Genomic DNA, 19,221 nt, shown 5'->3' with positions numbered 1-19,221 from the left:
TTTCTGTGACCAGGTTACTGAGATCCGGGTCGGCTTGGCATTCCGGCCGTGCGGGTCGGCCCGCCACGACCCGCAGATGTGTATGTACGTACAACTGTACGTACGGCAAAGGGAGCGGTCCCCTCAGTTGCGGGAACCGCTCCCTTCACGGCGTCTTACTTGGCGCCGGCCGCACCGCGACGGATGCCGAGGCGGTCGACCAGCGCACGGAAGCGCTGGATGTCCTTCTTGGCCAGGTACTGCAGCAGGCGGCGGCGCTGGCCGACCAGGATCAGCAGACCACGGCGGGAGTGGTGGTCGTGCTTGTGCGTCTTGAGGTGCTCCGTCAGGTCCGAGATGCGACGGGAGAGCATCGCGACCTGGACCTCGGGGGAACCGGTGTCACCCTCCTTGGTGGCGAACTCGGCCATGATCTGCTTCTTCGTAGCGGCGTCGAGCGACACGCGGTACTCCTCTTCGGTGTTCGAGCGCCCGCGAGTGCCCCTGTCTTGGCACCAGGGGGTCTTCCGTTACTCGGGGGCGAGGGTCCGATGGGCGCTGCTCCCAGGATGTTCCGGGAGCGCGTACACAAACGGCCGTCACACAGCGTACCAGTCCCCTGCGTGGGGGCGTACGCCGGTGACGGCCGCGGGGCCTGCGGGCTCAGCCGGTGAGCGCCCTGGCCCGTACGAAGACGTCCAGGACCGCCAGGCAGAGCGGGACCAGGGAGAGCAGGACGGCCCCCTCGGCCAGGTCGAGCAGGCGCCCCCAGAACGGGGAGAGGCCCTTGCGCGGGATGATCAGGCCGATCGCGGTGAGCAGCGCGGCCCCGGCGGCGACCGCCGTGGAGAGCCAGATCGTACGGATGTCGAGGGAGCTGCGGTCGCCGTAGCGGATCAGGTCGAACAGCAGGTCGACCGGCGGGTTCAGGGAGAGGCCGAGGACCAGCAGGGCGATCGCGCCGATGCCCGCGACCAGGACGCAGGCGACCTGCGAGGTGTAACGGAAGAGGCGGGCGCGCAGCAGCATCGCGAGCCCGGAGGCCAGGGCCAGCAGCTGGCCCCACACGCTGTCGGAGAAACCGAGGACGGCCGCGCAGCCGACGACGACCGCGGCACAGCCTCCGACGAGGCCGAGCAGCATCTCGTGGCCCCGGCGGGCCTGGGCCGCGATGCGGTCGGCGTCGACGGGGTCGGCGGGTGCGCCGGGTCCGTCCGGGTCGGCGTTCGGGTCGGTGAGGCTGTCGTCGTAGCCGCCGGGGGCGGTGTGCGGCGAGGCGTAGCCGATGGGCAGCCGGGCGAAGCGGGCGGAGAGGCCGGGCAGGAAGGCGACGAGTCCGAGGGCGACGGGGGCGCAGACGGCGGCGGTCTCGGTGGCGGTCGCCTCGGTGAGGATCGCGACGAAGGTGGCGAGGGTGCCGACGGTGGCGAGGAACGTCGCCGCGACGAACGGGGCGTCGCCGCTCGGGGTGAGGGCGACCAGGGCGACGGAGGCGACCAGGACGGTGACGCAGCCGAGGAGGAACTGGAGCCTGCCGGGGCCCTGGTCCGCGTCCGGGCCGATGATGCCGGAACCGGCGATGAGCACGAGGGGCAGGGCACCGAGGCCGAGGGCGACGGCGGTGGCCCGGTCCGCGTAGACCCGGGCGCGGACCCCGGCGAACGCCGTGAGCAGGAGCCCGGCCGAGCCGGCGACGACGCCGGGCAGTCCGTGCATGTCGTGCCGGACCGGGTCGGCGAACCAGAGCACGAAGCCCATCAGGACGAGCAGGAGCACGCCGCCGACCAGCCCCGCGCCGCGCAGCAGGTCGTCGCTCCACAGATGGCGGTCGCGGGTGACGGCCGAGGCGACGGCGTCCGAGACGTCGTCGAAGACGGCGGGCGGCAGGGACTGGGCGAAGGGGCGCAGACTGAGGAGTTCACCGTCGAGGACCTGCTGGGCGGCGAGGGTGCGCGCGCCGTCGAGGACCGTGCCGTCGCGGCGTACGAGGTGGTACCCGGCGGGCGCGCCGGTCGGCTGGCTCTGGCCGGTGAGGCGCAGGATCTCCGGGTAGACGTCGGCGACGGCGATGTCCTCCGGCAGGGCCACATCGATCCGGCTGTCGGGCGCCACGACTGTCACGCGGCAGAATCCCGTCGCTGCGGTCGAACTCACGTGTCTGGTCCCCCTGATTCGCGGTTGCGCACAGTGCGCGCGCCACCCTACCGGGAGGGGTCCCGGCGGTCTGCACGTAGGATCACCGTCACGCGGAGGGACGTCCGCGAGCAGGGGAAGCCACGGGGGGCTTCGGTGCGCATCCGGCCTTCCGCCCGTCCGTACCGAGGGATTGGTGTTTCGGTGAGCCAGATCGTCGTGAAGCGACCTCCGCGTGCCCTGCCACCGGAAGTCCCCATGGACGAGTTGACGTTGGAGGCCCCTCCCGAACTGCCCCGCGGGCAGCAGGAGGGGATGCTGATGCAGATCCTGCCGGTGCTCGGCATGGGGTCGTCGGTGGTGTTCTTCTTCTCGCCCCAGGCCCCTCCGTTCATGCGGATCATGGGCGTGCTGATGCTCGTCTCGACGGTCGGCATGGTGGTCGCCCAGTTGGTCCGGTATCGCAAGGGTACGCAGGGGCAAATGGCAGATGTCCGGCGCGACTACCTCAAGTACCTGGCGCAGACCCGGCGTACGGTGCGCCGGACGGCGCGCGCGCAGCGGGACGCGCAGTTGTATCTGCAGCCCGCTCCGGAGCAGTTGTGGTCGGTGGTCGCCGAGGGCAGCCGGGTGTGGGAACGGCGCGCCGGGGACAAGGACTTCGGGCAGGTGCGGCTCGGTCTGGGCGTGCAGCAGCTGGCCACCCCGCTGGTCGCGCCGGACACGGCTCCGGTGGACGAGCTGGAGCCGATGTGCGCGGGGGCGATGCAGCGGTTCCTGGCCGTGCACGGGTCGTTGGACGGTCTGCCGATGGCCGTGTCGATGCGGGCGTTCTACCACGTGACGGTCTCCGGGCAGCCGGAGGCGGCGCAGTCGGCGGCGCGGGCGCTGGTCGCGCAGTTGGTGACGCTGCACTCCCCCGAGGACCTGGTGGTCGCGGTGGTGGCGGCGCGAGGCGCGGTGGAGCGCTGGGACTGGACGAAGTGGCTGCCGCACGCGCAGGTTCCGGCGCAGGTCGACGGGGCCGGTACGAAGCGGCTGTTCGGGGACGATCTGGGCGAGCTGGAGCAGTTGCTGGCGGGCCGGCTGGAGGGCCGGCCGCGGTTCGGCCGGGACAATCAGCCGCTGCTGGACCAGCCGCACATCGTGGTGGTGCTGGACGGCGGGATCGTGCCGCCGGACTCGCTGTTCGCGGCGGCCGAAGGCCTGCAGGGGGTGACGATCGTCGAGGTGGTGCCCGGCGAGCTCGACGAGCCGCGCGGTGGTCTCTCGGTGGTGGTGCGGCCGGGGCTGCTGCGGCTGGAGTCGGGCACGGGGATGGTGTACGAGGGGGTGCCGGACGGCCTCTCGCTGCCCGCAGCCGAGGCGCTGGCCCGGCAGCTGGCGCCGCTGCGGATGGGTGGGGGCGACGACGACGAACCGTTGCTGGCCAACCTGGACTTCACGGATCTGCTGAACCTGGGCGACGCGGCCTCGGTCGACGTGGCGCGGACCTGGCGGCCGAGGTCGGTCGCCGAGCGGCTGCGGGTACCGATCGGCGTCGGCGAGGACGGCCAGCCGGTGATGCTGGACCTGAAGGAGGCCGCGCAGGAAGGCATGGGCCCGCACGGGCTGTGCGTCGGTGCCACGGGTTCCGGGAAGTCGGAGCTGCTGCGGACGCTGGTGCTGGGGCTCGCGGTCACGCACTCCTCGGAGACGCTGAACTTCGTGCTCGCGGACTTCAAGGGCGGTGCGACGTTCGCCGGGATGTCTCAGATGCCGCACGTGGCGGCCGTCATCACCAACCTTGCGGACGACCTGACGCTGGTCGACCGCATGGGGGACGCGATCCGCGGTGAGCTGCAGCGCCGTCAGGAGCTGCTGCGGGCGGCGGGCAACTACGCGAACATCCACGACTACGAGAAGGCGCGGGCGGCGGGCGCGGCGCTGGAGCCGCTGGCCTCGCTGGTGCTGGTGATCGACGAGTTCTCCGAACTCCTCACCGCCAAGCCCGACTTCATCGACATGTTCATCCAGATCGGGCGCATCGGGCGTTCGCTGGGTGTGCATCTGCTGCTCGCCTCGCAGCGTCTGGAGGAGGGCAGGCTGCGGGGTCTGGACACGTATCTCTCGTACCGGATCGGTCTGCGGACGTTCTCGGCCGCGGAGTCGCGGACGGCGCTGGGCGTACCGGACGCGTACCACCTGCCGTCGGTGCCCGGCTCGGGGTATCTGAAGTTCGGCACGGACGAGATGACCCGGTTCAAGGCGGCGTACGTGTCGGGGACGTACCGCACGGGCGGTCCCGACCTGTCGGTGGGGGCGCTGCCGATCGAGCGGCGGGCCGCGGTGTTCAGCGCGCTGCCGGTGCCGGTGGTGTACGCGGCGCCCGACCCGGCGCATCTGGTGGCGGCCCGGGCCGAGGCGGAGGACGACGCGCTGGCGGACACGGTGCTGGACGTGATCGTGCGCCGGCTGGAGGGTCAGGGGGTGCCCGCCCATCAGGTGTGGCTGCCGCCGCTGGACCGGGCACCGGCGCTGGACCAGTTGCTGCCGGGGCTCGCGCCGACCGCCGAGCGCGGGTTCACGGCGACGGAGTACACGCGTCCCGGCGGGCTGACCGTTCCGCTCGGGCTCATCGACAAGCCCTTCGAGCAGCGACGCGAGGTGCTGTACACGGACTTCTCGGGGGCGGCGGGCCACATGATGGTGGTCGGCGGGCCGCAGTCCGGGAAGTCGACGCTGCTGCGGACGCTCGTCTCGTCGTTCGCGCTCACCCACACCCCGCACGAAGTGCAGTTCTACGGGCTGGACTTCGGTGGTGGCGGTCTGGCCTCGCTGGCGGAGCTGCCGCATGTCGGCGGGGTGGCGTCCCGGCTGGATCCGGAGCGGGTGCGTCGTACGGTCGCCGAGGTCGTCGGGGTGCTGAACCGGCGCGAGGAGTTCTTCCGCGCCCATTCCATCGACTCGATCGCCACCTACCGGCGCAAGCGTGCCCTCGGTGAACTGCCCGGCGAGGCGTGGGGCGACGTGTTCCTGCTCGTCGACGGCTGGGGCGGTTTCCGGTCCGAGTACGAGCTGCTGGAGCAGACGGTCACCGACATCGCCTCGCGCGGTCTCGGCTACGGCATCCACGTCGTCATCACAGCCGCCCGCTACATGGAGGTGCGGGCCGCGCTGAAGGACCAGATCCTCGGCCGGCTGGAGCTGCGGCTGGGTGATGTGATGGACTCCGAGTTCGACCGGAAGGTGGCGGCCAACGTGCCCGCCGGGGTGCCGGGCCGGGGTCAGGTGCCGCAGAAGCTGCACTTCATGGGCGGGCTGCCGCGTATCGACTCCTCCAGCGACGCCTCGGACCTCTCGGAGGGCACGGCGGCGTTCGTGTCGGCGGTGAAGTCGAACTGGTCGGGCCCGTCGGCACCGGCCGTACGGCTGCTGCCGCGCAAGCTGCCCGCGGACCATCTGCCGAAGGGCTTCGAGTTCCCGCAGCAGGGTGTCGCCTTCGGTATCGACGAGACCGCTCTGGAGCCGGTGTTCGTCGACTTCGAGACCGATCCGTTCTTCCTGGTCTTCGGGGAGAGCGAGTCGGGGAAGACCAATCTGCTGCGGCTGCTGGCGAAGCAGATCTCGGAGCGCTACTCCCCCGACGAGGCGAAGCTCGTCGTCGGCGACTACCGGCGAGGGCTGCTGGGCGCGCTGCCGGAGAGCCATCTGCTGGAGTACGCACCGATGGCGAGCTCGATGCAGATGCACATGGAGGCGCTGGCCGGGGTGTTCGCGCGCCGGCAGCCGCCGACGGACGTCACGCCGCAGCAGCTGCGGGACCGCAGTTGGTGGAGCGGTCCGCAGATCTTCATCATCGTCGACGACTACGACCTGGTGGCGACCAGCTCGGGCAACCCGCTGGCCCCGCTGGCGGAGTTCCTGCCGTTCGCCCGGGACACCGGCGTCCGTTTCATCATCGCGCGCAACTCGGCGGGGGCCTCCCGGGCCATGTACGAGACGTTCATGCAGCGCGTGAAGGAGCTGGGCGCGCAGGGCGTGGTGCTGTCGGGCGACCCCTCCGAGGGCGACCTGATCGGCTCGGTGCGCGGTCACGCGATGCCTCCGGGACGCGGCTACTTCGTCTCGCGGCGCCGGGGCAACCCGCTGGTGCAGATCGGGCGGCTGCCGGAGCAGCACTGAGCGGGGGCGGGGCGGGCGGGACCGCATTGTGCGTACCGGGCCGGGGCGGATCCCGTGCCGGTCACCGGGACCCCGCACACCGGGTCCTCGCCCACGCGCCGAGTCGTATGAGCGTCTGAGGTGCGATTTTCCGCCGCGCACCGGCTGTGCGCATCTGTCGTCGACGCCGAAGGACGAACTCGTCGACGTCCTGCGGGCCGTCTCGGAGGAACCGGCGGCATACACGGCCCTGCGCGACGCCCAGACGCGGTGGGGAGCTGCGCAGCTCGGTTCGCTGACCACAGAGGCGAGGAAGAACGACCTGGAGGGGGCGCCGGTCACCAATGCCTCGGCCCTCGGCGGCTACGACGCGATCGCGGCCGACGTGGTGCGGAGCAAGAAGGCGTCGGGCGCGTCCCGGTGGATGGACGCGGTGTACACAGCCCTGCGCAGCCCCGGGGCGTCCGCGTCGATGGCGCCTCGGTCCGCACTGCCCGACCGGAACGCCAAGAGTTGGCGGGCGTCGCTGGCATCAGTACCGGCCGAGGAACGGACCGACCACCTGCGCGAGCAGGGCACGTTCATGTTCACCGCCTGGGCCGAGGTGGCTGAAGCGGGCCGTGACCGGGCGGAGCCGGTGGAGGTGCGGTGCCGACGGACCGGTCAGGAACGGTACGGCGCAATCGCCCAGAATCTGAGAATGTCCTGACGGCCGGGGTCCTTCGGCAGCGTGGTGGTGAGGGCCACGGCGGGCGACCGCACGAACGGGCGGGAAGGTCCGTCGGCCCCGTCCCGTCGGGCAGGCGAGCCATGCGGGTATCACCGCAGTGCCGCACATGTCCATCGCGGACCGCGGACCGCGATGGCGGGGGTTAGTCTGCACGAGGGCGACGACCGCGTTCCGCCGCAGGAGAGGAAAGGCACCTGATGGGTACTCAGCAGGAGAAGGACGAGCTGTACGCGCTCGACATCTCGGGCGTGGAATGGCTCAGCGCGCCGGGCACGGAGGAGGCGGAGGAGCGCGTCGAGATCGCCCATCTGCCGGGCGGTGCCGTGGCGATGCGGTCCTCGCTGGATCCCGACACCGTGCTGCGGTACACGGAGGCCGAGTGGCGGGCGTTCGTCCTGGGGGCGCGGGACGGCGAGTTCGACCTCAAGTAGGGGTTTCGGCATGCCCGTTGGCCCCGGCCGGGCGGGCGCGTACGGGAAAGGGCACGACCGGGACGGTCGTGCCCCCTTCCCGCGCAGGAGTGCAGGGCGGTCAGTACGCCTCGGTGAAGCCGCGCGAGGCCCGCAGGTCGGTGGCGCGGTAGCTGTCCTTGCCGGACTCGATGATCTTCGCGACCTCCGCCAGGCGGTCCCTCATGTGCTCGGCGCGGCCCTTGTACTTCCTCTGCAGGACCACGTACTCCTTGTGCGCCTCACCGTCCCAGGTGTCGGTGACGACCCTGAGCGCGGCGTCCATCTCCTCCAGGTCCTTGACGATCTTCTGCGACACCGCGCGGACGCGGTTCGCGATCTCCTGGACGCTCTCGTACCTGACCTTGGTGTTCGGGTCGTGGCCCATGGTTGTTCTCCTCGGTGCTCGCGTGTGCGGAAGGGGTGGTGCGGCGCGGTTCAGACGTTGTTCAGGCCGGAGGTGTTGGCGGGCGCTCCGCCCGGCCCCTCCTTGACCCGGTTGAAGGCCGCGCGGACCTCCTCGTCGTTGGCGTTGCTGAGGTTCTTGGTGCTCTCCACCGCGTTGTGCAGGACGTCGAGGAGACGACGGATCTGGTCGTGGTCCTCGTTGATCATCAGCTGCGCGGAGGTGAATCCCGCGGCACCGACACCGGTCCACCCGGCGCCCACCGTGGCGAGGATGTTGGCCAGTTCGCGGGACTGCCGCGAGACGGCCCCGGCGGTCTCCACGATCTTGTTCTTCGCCTGGACGATCGGATCGTCGGCAAGTCCGAAACCGCCTGCGGGGTTGGTCATCCGGAGGTCCTATCTCTCAGTTCTCCGGCCCGTCCGCGCGATGCGGCCGGGCCCTTCCTGTCCCCCGTGTGCTCCGGCAAAGGAGTGGGGAGAGCGCGGGGCCGGGAAGTGCGCTGTCGGCATTTCCGCGCTCCGAAATCGGACTCGGCCACTTCTCGTTCCCCCGTCACACACGTGAAGTCTGCTGCCACCCTAGTCAATTCGTCCGTCGTCCCCAACTGTGCTTCCTCCGGGCGGAAGTCACCTCGCGGGGCTGACGGAACGGCGCGCGGAGCGTCGTCGGCGGACGTCCCGGACGACCGTCGCGGTTCCGGCGATCACACCGACCAGCACGGCGGTCAGGGCCAGCGCGTAGGTGGCGTACCGCTCGCTGCGCTCCTGCGGGGTCTCCGACAGGGAGAAGTGCGCGGGCTCGGGCGCGGGGGCCCTGGGCGGCGCCGGGTCGGGGCGCGGGGCGTCCTGCGGGGTGTCGTCGCCGGACAGGGCGCGCACCGGGTCGACGACACCCCAGCCCACGAAGGGGTCGTGCCCGGTGATGGAGCGCTCCGCGGTCTGCTCGATGCGGGCGACGATCTGGGCCGCGGTCCACTTGGGGTACTTGGCGCGCATCAGGGCGGCGACCCCGGCGACGTACGGGGCGGAGAAGCTGGTGCCGTTGTCGGTGCACTGGCCGTTGCCCGGGACCGTGGAGACGATGTCGACGCCCGGGGCCGCGACCCCGACGAAGTCGCCCGCCTGGGAGAAGGGGGCGCGTTCGTTGTTGCGGTCGGAGGAGGCGACGGCGAGGACGCCGTCGAACGCGGCGGGGTAGGTGCGCCTGAGCTTGCCGTCCATGCCGTCGTTGCCCGCCGAGGCGACCACGACGATGTCGGCGGCGAGCGCCCGGGCCACGGCCCTGCCCAGTGCCGAGGTCTCCGACAGGGGCTTCACCGTGTCCTGGGAGATGTTGATGACCTGGGCCTTCTTGGCGATCGCATGGTCGATCGCGGTGGCCATGGTGGTGTCCTTGCCGCTGTTCTTCTCGTCGTTCTGGCGGATCGGGACGATCGTGGCCTCGGGGGCCAGTCCGACGAATCCGGTGCCCTTGCGGGGGCGGGCGGCGATGATCCCGGCGACCTTGGTGCCGTGGCCCACCTCGTCGACCGTTCCGTCGCTCTTGCCGCCCTTGAGGAGGTCGGCGCCCGACGACGCGTCGACGGCCGTTTTCAGCTGCAGGTTGTCGTTGTCGACGCCGGTGTCGATGACGGCGACGCGTACCCCCTTGCCCTTGGTGTCCTGCCACAGTTCGTCCAGGAGGACGCGTTGCAGGGACCAGGGCCGCCCCTCGTACTGGTGCTTCATCGGGAAGGTGCATTCGCCTCCGCCGTCTATCCCGACGCCGCCGGCTCCCCGGACGCCCTCCGCGTACGCCGTCGGCACGGTGGCCGCGGTCAGTGACGCGGTCAGCGCGGCGACGGCCGCCGCCGTCCGGGCCGTCCTTCGGTACGCCATCTCTTTCTCTCCCCCGGGTCTCTCGATGCGTGTGTGGCCGCGGGCCGTCATGAACCCTGGGGCTGTCGGGCGCTGTTGGTGTCGAGCCTGGGCCCCTTGGAGAGGAAGTCCGACCAGGCGATCGGCACCAGCGCGGGCGTCACCTTCTCGTAGCCGAGCCTGCTCTGTGCCTGGCTGGGCTCGGGGCGGCCGTCCGACTGCTTCTGCCCGTCCGCGGCGCCGATGTCGGAGGGCCGGGCGTCGCTGTCGCCGTTCGCCTGGACCGCGTAGCGCAGTCCGGTGTCGGTGACCAGGAACAGCGATCCGTCTGGGCGGGTCTGGCGGCCCTGGACCTGGGTGTAGAGCAGGCCGCTGCCGGGGGTGACGTAGGTGCTGGTGCCCCCGGCGCTGATGGCGGCCGGGTACGAGGTGCCCGCCCACGTGCTCAGCGTCGTGCGGCCGGAGCCGTCGACCTTGCGCAGCACGTTGCAGATGGTGTCGCGCCCGCCGCTGCCGCCGTCCGCGGTGTTCACCTGGGTGGCCCTGCGGGCCGGCCAGTGCGCGGGCTGGCCGGTGAAGGTCTCGGGGTCCGGGACGAAGGTCTGCAGGCCGACGGAGCGCGCCTCGCTGTCCAGGTCCAGACCGGCGGTCTGCGGGGAGTTGATCAGCAGCCAGGCGGTGAACTCGGAGACGGGCTGCACCTTTTTGTCGAGCACCACGTAGTACTGGGTGCCCTCACCGGTCCTGGTCCTGAGCACCGTGCCGATCCTGTTCTCCTTGTCGGAGAGCTGCCCCTGGACGTTCGCCGGGGCGCCGACCTCGCCGGGGATCCGCGGGAAGGCGACGGGGCTGCCGTCGTGCAGGGTGGCCAGCCAGTCGTCGGTGACGGGCTGCGGACGGCGGCTGCCGACCAGCGCGTTGGTCAGGTGGCCGTTGTCGGCCGCGGTCTCGTCGACGCGGTACTTGGTGCCCTTCGCGTCGACCAGGTAGCGGACCTGGTCCTGGCCCTGGACGTAGAGCATCTGGCCGCCGGTGAGCCGGTCGCGTCCCTCGGTCCGGCCGTCGTCGCGCGCGCCGAAGACGAAGGTCGCCTTCTGCACCGAGTTGCCCTTGCCGCCGGGCTGTACGCAGACGGCCCAGCGCTTGGCCGTTCCGGCGTCCTTGGCGTCGGGCAGCCGGTCGGGGGCGTACGGGATGCCGAGGATGGGTCCGCGCGGGGGCTTGCCCGCGTCGAGCACGTCGTCGGCGACCTGGATGACGTCGTAGTCCTGCGGGTTGAGGAGCAGCCGGGCCGAGGCGAGGTTGAGCACCGGGTGCAGCAGCGTCTTCTTCTGCTTGCCCTTTCCGGTGGTGAGCACGACGTAGCGGGTGGTGGACTTCTTGCCGACGATCACCTTGGCGCCCGGCTTGTCCCAGTCCTTGGGCGCGGTGGGTTTGAACATGCCGAAGGCGCCGAAGCCGGCGAGGATCAGCGCACCGACGACCACGCTCGGCAGGACCGCACGCAGCGGCCGGGGAGCGCCCTCGTCCGAGCCGGTGGACGAGGGTTGGAGGAAGGCCGCCACCGTGCGCTTCTTCGCAAAGGTGTATGCGTTGAGCTCATCCCGCCGTGATGCCATGAGTCGCTTTTCTCCCGTGTCTCCCCGCGCGGCACCGGTGCGGTCGCTGTCCCCCGGCCCGTGCCGGGCCCGCGACGCCGGACCTCGGTGCCGGACCGGCCCCCTACTATGCCTGCTGGCCGTCGGTGACGGTGGGGCGGGTAGGGTGATCCAGCCGCCGAGGTCCTGCCCGGGACAGGCGGAATACGGGTGGAGTTGGGGACTGATGAACGGGGGGAATGCCGGAATGACGGCTTCCGCTGCACCGACGCGTCCGGCCGGGCGCGCGCGTACCGCCGGGTCTCCCCCGGCCGGTGACCCGCCGCCGTCCCGGGGCTCCGCACGGCGCTCCCGTCGACCGGCGGCCGCCCGGTTCAACGGGCCCGCAGGACAGTTCGGTTCATTCCGATTGCAACAGTTCGTACTGCTGGAGATCGCCGCCGCGGTGCTGCTCACGGCGTGGGTGATCGAGCCCCTGCTGCTGGTGCCGGCCGCCGCCGTCGCCGCCCTGCTGATCCTGCTGGCGGTCGCGCGCAGGCACCGCCGTTCGCTCCCGGAGTGGCTGGGCACCGTCCTGGCCCTGCGGGCACGTTCGCGGCGGGCCGGCTCCCTGGAGCTGCCCGCGGGCACGGAGCCGGGGATCGCGCCCGTCGTGGAGTGCGATCCGGCGTTGCGCACGTACTCCTTCAGCGACCGCGACCGGCGACCGGTGGGCATGATCGGTGACGGTACGTTCGTCACGGCGATCCTCCAGGTGGAGTCGGACACCTCGGCGCTCCGACCGGATCGTTCCGCCCACCCGCTGCCGCTGGCACTGGTCCGGGACGTGCTCGAAGTCGACGGCATCCGGCTGGAGTCGGCGCAGATCGTGCAGCACACGCAGCCGGCCCCCGCCCCGCATCTGCCTGCGCAGTCCGTCGCCGCGCGCAACTACGCGCCGCTCCAGGCCCAGACGGGTTCGCCCGCCGTGCGGATCACCTGGATCGCGCTGAAGCTGGACCCCGAGCTCTGCCCCGAGGCCGTGCGGGCGCGCGGTGGCGGGGTCGTCGGGGCGCAGAAGTGCGTGGTGCGCGCGGCCGACCAGTTGTCGAGCAGGCTGACCGGGGCCGGCTTCCGCGCGACGGTGCTGACCGAGCAGGAGCTGACGTCGGCGATCGCCACCTCGGTGTGCGCCAGCCCGTCCGCCATGACGCAGGCGGGCCGCAACGGGTCGCCCGCGCGGCGCACCGAGGAGACGTCCAGGACCTGGCGTTGCGACGACCGGTGGCACACCACCTACTGGGTGGCCCGCTGGCCCCAGTTCGGCACCGGCGGCGCGGCGATGCCGCAGCTCGTGGCGCTGCTCACTTCCATGCCGGCCCTCGCCACGACGTTCAGCCTCACCCTGGGGCGCGGTGAGCGGCAGGGCGTCTCGGTCGCGGGGCACATCAGGATCACCGGGCGCAGCGACGAGGAACTGCTCAGCGCCCGCCATGAGTTGGAGCGTGCCGCGCGCGGCGTCCGGACCTCGCTGGTCCGGCTCGACCGCGAGCAGTTGCCCGGCGTGCTCGCCACCCTGCCGCTCGGAGGTACCCGCTGATGTCCGCACTCACGGGCGGTCGTGCCCGGCTCGGTTTCGGTCTGATCGGTCCGCGCCGCGAGCGGCAGTCGGTCACGCTCGACCAGTTGGCGTCGCTGGCCCTGCCGGTCGGGGACGACGGCATGGTGATCGGTGTGGACGCCCAGGGCCGTCCCGCCGTCCTCGGCATCAACCACCCGACCCCGTACGACGTGACGTTGATCGGCGGTCTGTGGACGGCGCAGGTGCTGGCGCTGCGGGCGGCGGCCACGGGCGCGCGGATCGTCGTGGAGACGGGGCGCGCGCAGACGTGGACGGGGCTCGCGCACGCCGCGGGCGGCGGTCAGCCGTGCGTCACGCTGCACGACGTGGGGCGGGTGCCGCCGCAGGGCCCCTCGGCGGGCTCGCCCGTGGTCGTGGTCCGCGACTGCGGCATGCGCCCGCCGCGCGGGCGGGTGGTGTCCGCTCCGTGGCAGTCGGTGCTGACCCTGCTGCCGTATCTGAGCCCGGTGGCACCGCGGTTGATGGAGAAGTCGGCGCTGGTCGGCGTGCAGCGGGTGTCCCCGGACGAGGCCGCCCGGATCGGCCGGATCCTGCACCTTCCGGCCGCCGAGACCCAGGCGCTGTCGACGCTGGCGGACGGGGTCACCCTCTGGTGCTCGGGCGGCGACCGGCAGTTCGTGATGACGCAGGCGACCGACGCCGAGACCGGACTGCTGGGCGGCGCGCGCCGGATGGACTGAGGTCTCTCTCGCCGGTCCCCGTACGGGCCGCGCGTGCACGTTCGCGTGTCTGCCTGTGCGGGGTGCGTCGGGGGCGTGTGCCGGATGCCCGTACCGGACGCGTTCCGGGTGCGTGTGCGGAGCGCGTGTGTGGGACGCCGGGCGGCGCGTGTACGGAATGTTCGGCGTTCCGTCAGTGGTTGTACGGCTTTGACTGCTTCGCTCTTCACCTTGTGCTGCTGCCCGTTCGCTTGAGAGTCCCTTCGTTACGTAAGGGACAGCTCTTGCGGTGCCGTGCGGCCTGACGGAGCGGGCCCGTTGACGATTAGGGTGGGTCCGGGCGCGGCAGAAGAGCCTGCGGGCAGGTGTTGCGTGTCCCAGGGGGAGAGCCGGGCGCTCGGCAGAACGGAAACGGTCGCCCCCACCCATCAGTGCACAAGGGTGCTCGACCACACCAGGAGGCAAAGTGAACGGCGATCGGGACGAGAAGCGCGGGAGCTGGAGCATGCCCGTCGACGAGTCGTCCGACGCGGAGCCCGCCGAGATGACGGGTGAGTTCACCATCGACTACACCCCGCCCGCCTGGTACACGCAGAACTCGTCGGGGGACTCGTCGGGCGGTGCCGGAACGCATCTGGCGCCGCCTCCGCCGCCCAGCGGGGCGCCGCTCGCCGTGCCTCCTCCGCCGCCGGGGAGCGGCTTCGACCACGGCTGGACCGCGACGCCGCCGGCCCCGCCCGTGCCGGACCCGGCCCAGGCTCCCGAACCGGCCCCTGCCGCGGCGGGCGACGCCTCGGCCGCCGCCTCGGAGGGGGCGATGGCGGGGTCCCCGGCAGCGGGTGACACCGACGCGACGACGGATCCGTTCGGCGGCGGGGACGTGGAGAGCGGCGCGACGATGCGGTTCTCCCCCGCTTCGTTGAAGCGGGAGATCGCCGAGCGCGAGGAGGCGTCGAAGCGCGCGGAGGAGGACGGTTCCGCCACGGGTACGGGTACGGGCCCGGCCGCCGAGTCCGCCACGGCCACCGATGCGGGTGCGGGTGCAGACAGTACGGGCAGTGCCGACGGTACGGACGGGAGCGGGGGCACCGGTCCGCTGCCCGGCCCCGCGCCGACGACGGACACGACCGCCGACGCACCGGCCGACACGGACGCCGGTGCCGTCACCGACGCCGGTAGCGGTGCCGGAGCGCCCGAGCCAACCGCGGACACCACGGCGTCCGGCGACGACGCGAGCGGCACCGGGGATGCCGTCGACGGCGATGCCGCCGGGGCGCCGCAGGACCCCGCACCCTCGGACGCCGTCCCGGACGCCGCTCCCCAGGACGCTCCGCCCGCCCCGTGGGCCCCGGCGCCGCCGCAGGGTGGTCTGCCGCCGCTGCCGCCCACCTTCCAGCCCGCCGCGCCGCAGCCCGACGCGCCTCCGGCGGCCTCGCAGTGGCCCGTGCAGGCCCCGGCCGCCGCCCAGGGCCCCGGAGGGTACGGATTCCCACAGACCGGCGCCCCTCAGGCACCGCAGCAGCCGCAGCACGGCGGTTACGGCTTCCCGCAGCAGGGCGGCTATGGCTTCCCGCAGCAGCAGCCCGCTCCTCCGGCACAGCAGGCCCCTGCACAGCAGACCTCGGCGCAGCCGCTTCCCCCGCAGGCCGGTTACGGCTTCCCGCAGCAGCAGCCGCAGGCACCTCATGCGCCGCAGGCACCGCTGCCGCCCCAGACTCCTCACGCGCCCCAGGCACCCCAGTGGCCCGGACAGCAGGGCGCGCCCCTGCCCGCACAGGCCACCCCGCAACAGTCCGCTCAGCCGCAGCAGGCGCAACAACAGCCCCAGCCCCAGCAACAAGCCCAGCAGCCCCAGGGGCAGCAGCCGCAAGCCCCGCAGCCGCAGGGCCTGCCCGAACATGGCCAGGGACAGCACCCCCAGGCCGAGCCCGTCGACCCGCGCACCGGAACCGCCTGGCCGTCCCCGATCACCCACGACCAGCGCGAGCGTTCCGTGCCCGGCGCCCCGCTCGGATACACGGCGGCGGTGGAGCTCTCCTCCGACCGGCTGGTCCGGGGCAAGCAGAAGGCACGGAGCAGCCGCGCGCCGTCCGCCGCGTCCCGCTTCAGGCTGGGCGGGAAGAAGGAGGAGGCCGAGCGGCAGCGCAAGCTCGAACTGATCCGCACCCCCGTGCTGTCCTGCTACCGGATCGCGGTCATCAGCCTCAAGGGCGGCGTCGGCAAGACCACGACGACCACGGCTCTCGGCGCGACCCTGGCGACCGAGCGGCAGGACAAGATCCTCGCCATCGACGCCAATCCGGACGCGGGCACGCTCGGCCGCCGGGTGCGCCGGGAGACCGGGGCCACCATCCGCGACCTGGTCCAGGCGATCCCGTACCTCAACTCGTACATGGACATCCGCCGCTTCACCTCGCAGGCGCCCTCCGGCCTGGAGATCATCGCCAACGACGTGGACCCGGCGGTCTCCACGACGTTCAACGACGAGGACTACCGGCGCGCGATCGACGTACTGGGCAGGCAGTACCCGATCATCCTCACCGACTCGGGCACCGGTCTGCTCTACAGCGCGATGCGTGGAGTGCTGGACCTCGCCGACCAGTTGATCATCATCTCGACGCCGTCGGTCGACGGTGCGTCCAGCGCGTCCACCACCCTGGACTGGCTGTCGGCGCACGGGTACGCGGAGCTCGTCCAGCGCTCCATCACCGTCATCTCCGGGGTTCGCGAGACCGGCAAGATGATCAAGGTCGAGGACATCGTGCAGCACTTCGAGACCCGCTGCCGCGGCGTCGTCGTCGTGCCGTTCGACGAGCACCTCGCGGCCGGCGCGGAGGTCGACCTGGACATGATGCGTCCGAAGACCCGCGACGCGTACTTCACGCTCTCGGCGATGGTCGCCGAGGACTTCACGCGCGCCCAGCAGCAACAGGGGCTCTGGACGGCGAACGGCTCCACGCCCCCGCCGCAGTACGCCCCGCCGATGCCCGGCCAGCAGCAGTACGCGCCTCAGCAGCCTCACCCGCAGCAGCAGCAGCAACAGCCCTACGCCCAGCCCCAACCCCAGCAACCGCAGCAGCCCCAGGCGCCGTACGGCGGTGCTCAGCCGCCCCAACAGCCGTACGGCGGCGGCCCGTACCCGCCGCACCCCGGCCCCGGCGTGCAGCAGCACGGCTGGCAGTCCCCGCCGTCCCAGGCGCAGTCCCCGGCGAGTCCGGCCGGACCGCCCGCGTCGGTCCAGCAGCCGCCCGGCGCGCCGGACCAGCCCGTTCAGCCTGGTCAGCCCGGTCCTTCGCAGGGCCCGCTCCCCCAGGCCCCGGTACCGCCTCCCGGCTGGCCGCAGCAACCGCCGTCAGCGCCTCAGCAGTAGGGCGACAGAGGAATAGACCAATGAGGGCCCGCACCGTCTCCACGGTGCGGGCCCTGCGCGCATTACCGCAGCCCACACGCCGTTTCGAGGACCGTTGACGTGGCTCGACCACCGCTGATAAACCTTCGCTTCACCAGCTGGCGAACCACAGATCAACCCGCCTTCTCCGTGCGAGTCATGACGCGAGGTCCCTGACGATGGTTGAAAGAGTTCCACCACGCTCCGTCCAGCCGCGCCGATCCCGGCGTGTACTTCTGGCCTCCGGTGCCGCCGCGCTGGCGCTGGCCGCCGGTTCCGTCGTACCGGGCGCGCCGCTCGGTGCCGCACCGCAGCAGGCGCAGGCCGCCGACAACGACACGTCCACACTGACCGTCGCCGTCGCACAGAGTGTCGACTCCCTGAGCCCGTTCCTGGCGCAGAAGCTGATCAGCACCAGCGTCTCCCGGCTCATGTACGACTTCCTGACGAACTACGACGTCAAGGACAGCCACCCGATCCCCGCGCTCGCCACCAAGTGGGAGCCCTCCGCGGACAAGTTGACCTGGACGTACACCATCCGCTCCGACTCCAAGTGGACGGACGGGCAACCGGTCACCGCCGAGGACGCGGCGTGGACGTTCAACAAGATGATGACCGACGAGGGCGCCGCGCAGGCCAACGGCAGCTTCGTCACCAACTTCAGGAAGGTGACGGCGCCCAGCCCGACCCAGCTGGTCGTCGAGCTGAAGGAGCCGCAGGCCACCATGGCCGCGCTCGACGTGCCGATCGTCCCGAAGCACGTCTGGGAGAAGGTCGGCGACTTCTCCAAGTTCAACAACGACACGAAGTTCCCGATCGTCGGCAACGGGCCCTTCGTACTGGCCGACTACAAGGTCGACCAGTACGTGAAGCTCAAGGCCAACAAGGACTACTGGCGCGGAAAGCCGAAGTTCGACGAGCTGGTCTTCAAGACGTACAAGGACCAGGACGCCGCGGTCGCCGCCCTGCGCAAGGGCGAGGTCTCCTTCGTCGCCGGATCCCCCTCCCTGACGCCCGCTCAGGCGGCTTCCCTCAAGGGCGAGAAGAACGTCGAGGTCAACGAGGGCCCCGGCCGCCGCTTCTTCGCGCTGGCCGTCAATCCCGGTGCGCAGACCAAGGACGGCAAGGAGTTCGGCGACGGCAACGAGGCCCTGCGCGACCAGAAGGTCCGTCAGGCCCTCTTCCTCTCCATCGACCGCAGGACCATCGTCGACAAGGTCTTCCAGGGCCACGCCGTCGAGGGCCAGGGCTACATCCCGCCGCGCTTCTCGGACTACCACTGGCAGCCCTCCGCCGGGCAGAGCCTCGCCCACGACCCGGCCAGGGCCGCGAAGCTGCTCGACGAGGCGGGCTACCCGCTCAAGGACGGCAAGCGCGTCGGCGAGGACGGCAAGCCGCTCGACCTGCGCATCCTGTGCCACGCCACCGACCCCAACGACAAGGCGATCGGCAAGTACCTCAAGGAGTGGTGGGGCAAGCTCGGCATCGGGCTCAAGGTCGACTGCCGCGACGACGTCTCCGTGCCCTGGTACGCCGGTGAGTACGACCTCGCCTTCGACGGCTGGTCCGTCAACCCGGACCCGGACTTCGTCCTCGGCATCCACACCTGTGCGGCACTGCCCGTCAAGGCCAAGGAGAGCGCCGCCACCGACAACTTCATCTGCGACAAGACGTACGACGGGCTCTACCGCAAGCAGCTCGCCGAGTACGACCCGGCCAAGCGCGCGGATCTCGTCAAGCAGATGCAGTCGTGGCTGTACGACTCCGGGTACATGAGCGTCATCGCGTACCCGAACGCGGTCGAGGCGTACCGCACCGACCAGATCAAGTCCATCACCACCATGCCCGAGGCGGCCGGCAACATCTACGGCCAGGACGGGTACTGGAGTTGGTGGTCGGCCGTTCCGGCGGACGGCGAGGGCGCGCACGGGGCGGGCGGTTCCGGCTCCGGTTCGGGTTCCACCGGCGTCGTGATCGGTGTCGTCGTGGTGGTGGTCGTTCTCGCGGGCGGCGGGCTGCTCCTCACGAAGCGCCGCCGCGCCACGGCCGACGACCGCGAGTAGGCGGGCCCGGCAGTGGGCGGCGCGGTGCCAGGAACGGGGCTGGAGCGCGTGCATCGCACGGCGGAGGATCGAGCCGATGCGGAGGCATGGGTGATCGACGACGACGCCGCGAGGTGCGCGCCCCGGGCCCGCGACGCCGCGAAGCCCACTGCCGGACCCTTCTGAGCGCACCAGGGCCGGCCGGGGCAGGCGG

The 19,221-nt window shown here is 71.7% G+C and carries 13 protein-coding genes; 7 read left to right on the top strand and 6 right to left on the bottom strand.

Features of this window, described 5'->3' with window-relative positions; translation table 11 throughout:
- Positions 1–155: 155 nt before the first annotated feature.
- Both rpsO and eccD read right to left on the bottom strand, forming a co-directional pair.
- Positions 156–443 carry a 30S ribosomal protein S15 gene (gene rpsO, locus AMK22_RS34730; protein WP_073791486.1) on the bottom strand — a complete coding sequence of 96 codons (288 nt, stop codon included), beginning with the start codon at positions 441–443 and terminating at the stop codon, positions 156–158.
- 199 nt (positions 444–642) lie between these two features.
- Positions 643–2,133, bottom strand: a complete 1,491-nt coding sequence (gene eccD / locus AMK22_RS34725; protein ID WP_073791484.1) for a type VII secretion integral membrane protein EccD — start codon at positions 2,131–2,133, stop codon at positions 643–645.
- Between the two features lie 183 nt (positions 2,134–2,316).
- Here eccD and eccCa point away from each other — a divergent pair, with 183 nt between their 5' ends.
- The 3 genes from eccCa (at position 2,317) to AMK22_RS34710 (ending at position 7,416) form a co-directional block, all read left to right on the top strand.
- Positions 2,317–6,276: a type VII secretion protein EccCa gene (eccCa, locus tag AMK22_RS34720; protein WP_073791482.1), complete on the top strand. Its 3,960-nt coding sequence runs from the start codon at positions 2,317–2,319 to the stop codon at positions 6,274–6,276.
- 28 nt (positions 6,277–6,304) lie between these two features.
- Entirely contained in the window at positions 6,305–6,964 is a 660-nt protein-coding gene (locus AMK22_RS34715; RefSeq protein ID WP_073791480.1) for a hypothetical protein, read from the top strand.
- Positions 6,965–7,182: 218 nt separating this feature from the next.
- Positions 7,183–7,416, top strand: coding sequence for a DUF397 domain-containing protein (locus AMK22_RS34710; RefSeq protein ID WP_073791479.1), 234 nt, complete (start codon positions 7,183–7,185; stop codon positions 7,414–7,416).
- A gap of 100 nt (positions 7,417–7,516) precedes the next feature.
- Here AMK22_RS34710 and AMK22_RS34705 read toward each other — a convergent pair whose 3' ends face one another.
- The 4 genes from AMK22_RS34705 to eccB all read right to left on the bottom strand — a co-directional run bounded on the left by AMK22_RS34705 (position 7,517) and on the right by eccB (position 11,318).
- Complete coding sequence (locus AMK22_RS34705) at positions 7,517–7,822, bottom strand: WXG100 family type VII secretion target (protein ID WP_073791477.1); 306 nt, start codon at positions 7,820–7,822, stop codon at positions 7,517–7,519.
- A 50-nt stretch (positions 7,823–7,872) separates the two neighbouring features.
- On the bottom strand, positions 7,873–8,229 hold the full coding sequence (locus AMK22_RS34700) for a WXG100 family type VII secretion target (protein WP_073791476.1): 357 nt from the start codon (positions 8,227–8,229) through the stop codon (positions 7,873–7,875).
- A 240-nt stretch (positions 8,230–8,469) separates the two neighbouring features.
- A complete protein-coding gene (gene mycP, locus AMK22_RS34695) occupies positions 8,470–9,720 on the bottom strand; it encodes a type VII secretion-associated serine protease mycosin (RefSeq protein WP_073791474.1) in 1,251 nt (416 codons plus the stop codon).
- A 47-nt stretch (positions 9,721–9,767) separates the two neighbouring features.
- Entirely contained in the window at positions 9,768–11,318 is a 1,551-nt protein-coding gene (gene eccB, locus AMK22_RS34690; RefSeq protein ID WP_073791473.1) for a type VII secretion protein EccB, read from the bottom strand.
- 226 nt (positions 11,319–11,544) lie between these two features.
- Between eccB and eccE the strand changes: the two genes are divergently transcribed.
- From eccE to AMK22_RS34670, 4 genes are all read left to right on the top strand, one after another.
- Entirely contained in the window at positions 11,545–12,876 is a 1,332-nt protein-coding gene (eccE, locus tag AMK22_RS34685) for a type VII secretion protein EccE (RefSeq protein WP_073791471.1), read from the top strand.
- Positions 12,876–13,598, top strand: a complete 723-nt coding sequence (locus AMK22_RS34680) for a hypothetical protein (protein ID WP_073791470.1) — start codon at positions 12,876–12,878, stop codon at positions 13,596–13,598. The genes eccE and AMK22_RS34680 overlap by 1 nt, the downstream gene beginning before the upstream one ends.
- Before the next feature lie 445 nt (positions 13,599–14,043).
- A complete protein-coding gene (locus tag AMK22_RS34675) occupies positions 14,044–16,947 on the top strand; it encodes an SCO5717 family growth-regulating ATPase (RefSeq protein ID WP_073791468.1) in 2,904 nt (967 codons plus the stop codon).
- 197 nt (positions 16,948–17,144) lie between these two features.
- Positions 17,145–19,028 carry an ABC transporter substrate-binding protein gene (locus tag AMK22_RS34670; RefSeq protein ID WP_073791467.1) on the top strand — a complete coding sequence of 628 codons (1,884 nt, stop codon included), beginning with the start codon at positions 17,145–17,147 and terminating at the stop codon, positions 19,026–19,028.
- The last annotated feature ends 193 nt before the right edge of the window (positions 19,029–19,221 follow it).

Source organism: Streptomyces sp. CB01580, assembly GCF_001905795.1.
Lineage (GTDB): Bacteria > Actinomycetota > Actinomycetes > Streptomycetales > Streptomycetaceae > Streptomyces.
The sequence above is the reverse complement of the archived record's forward strand: the minus strand, read 5'-3'. Positions and strand labels throughout refer to the sequence as shown.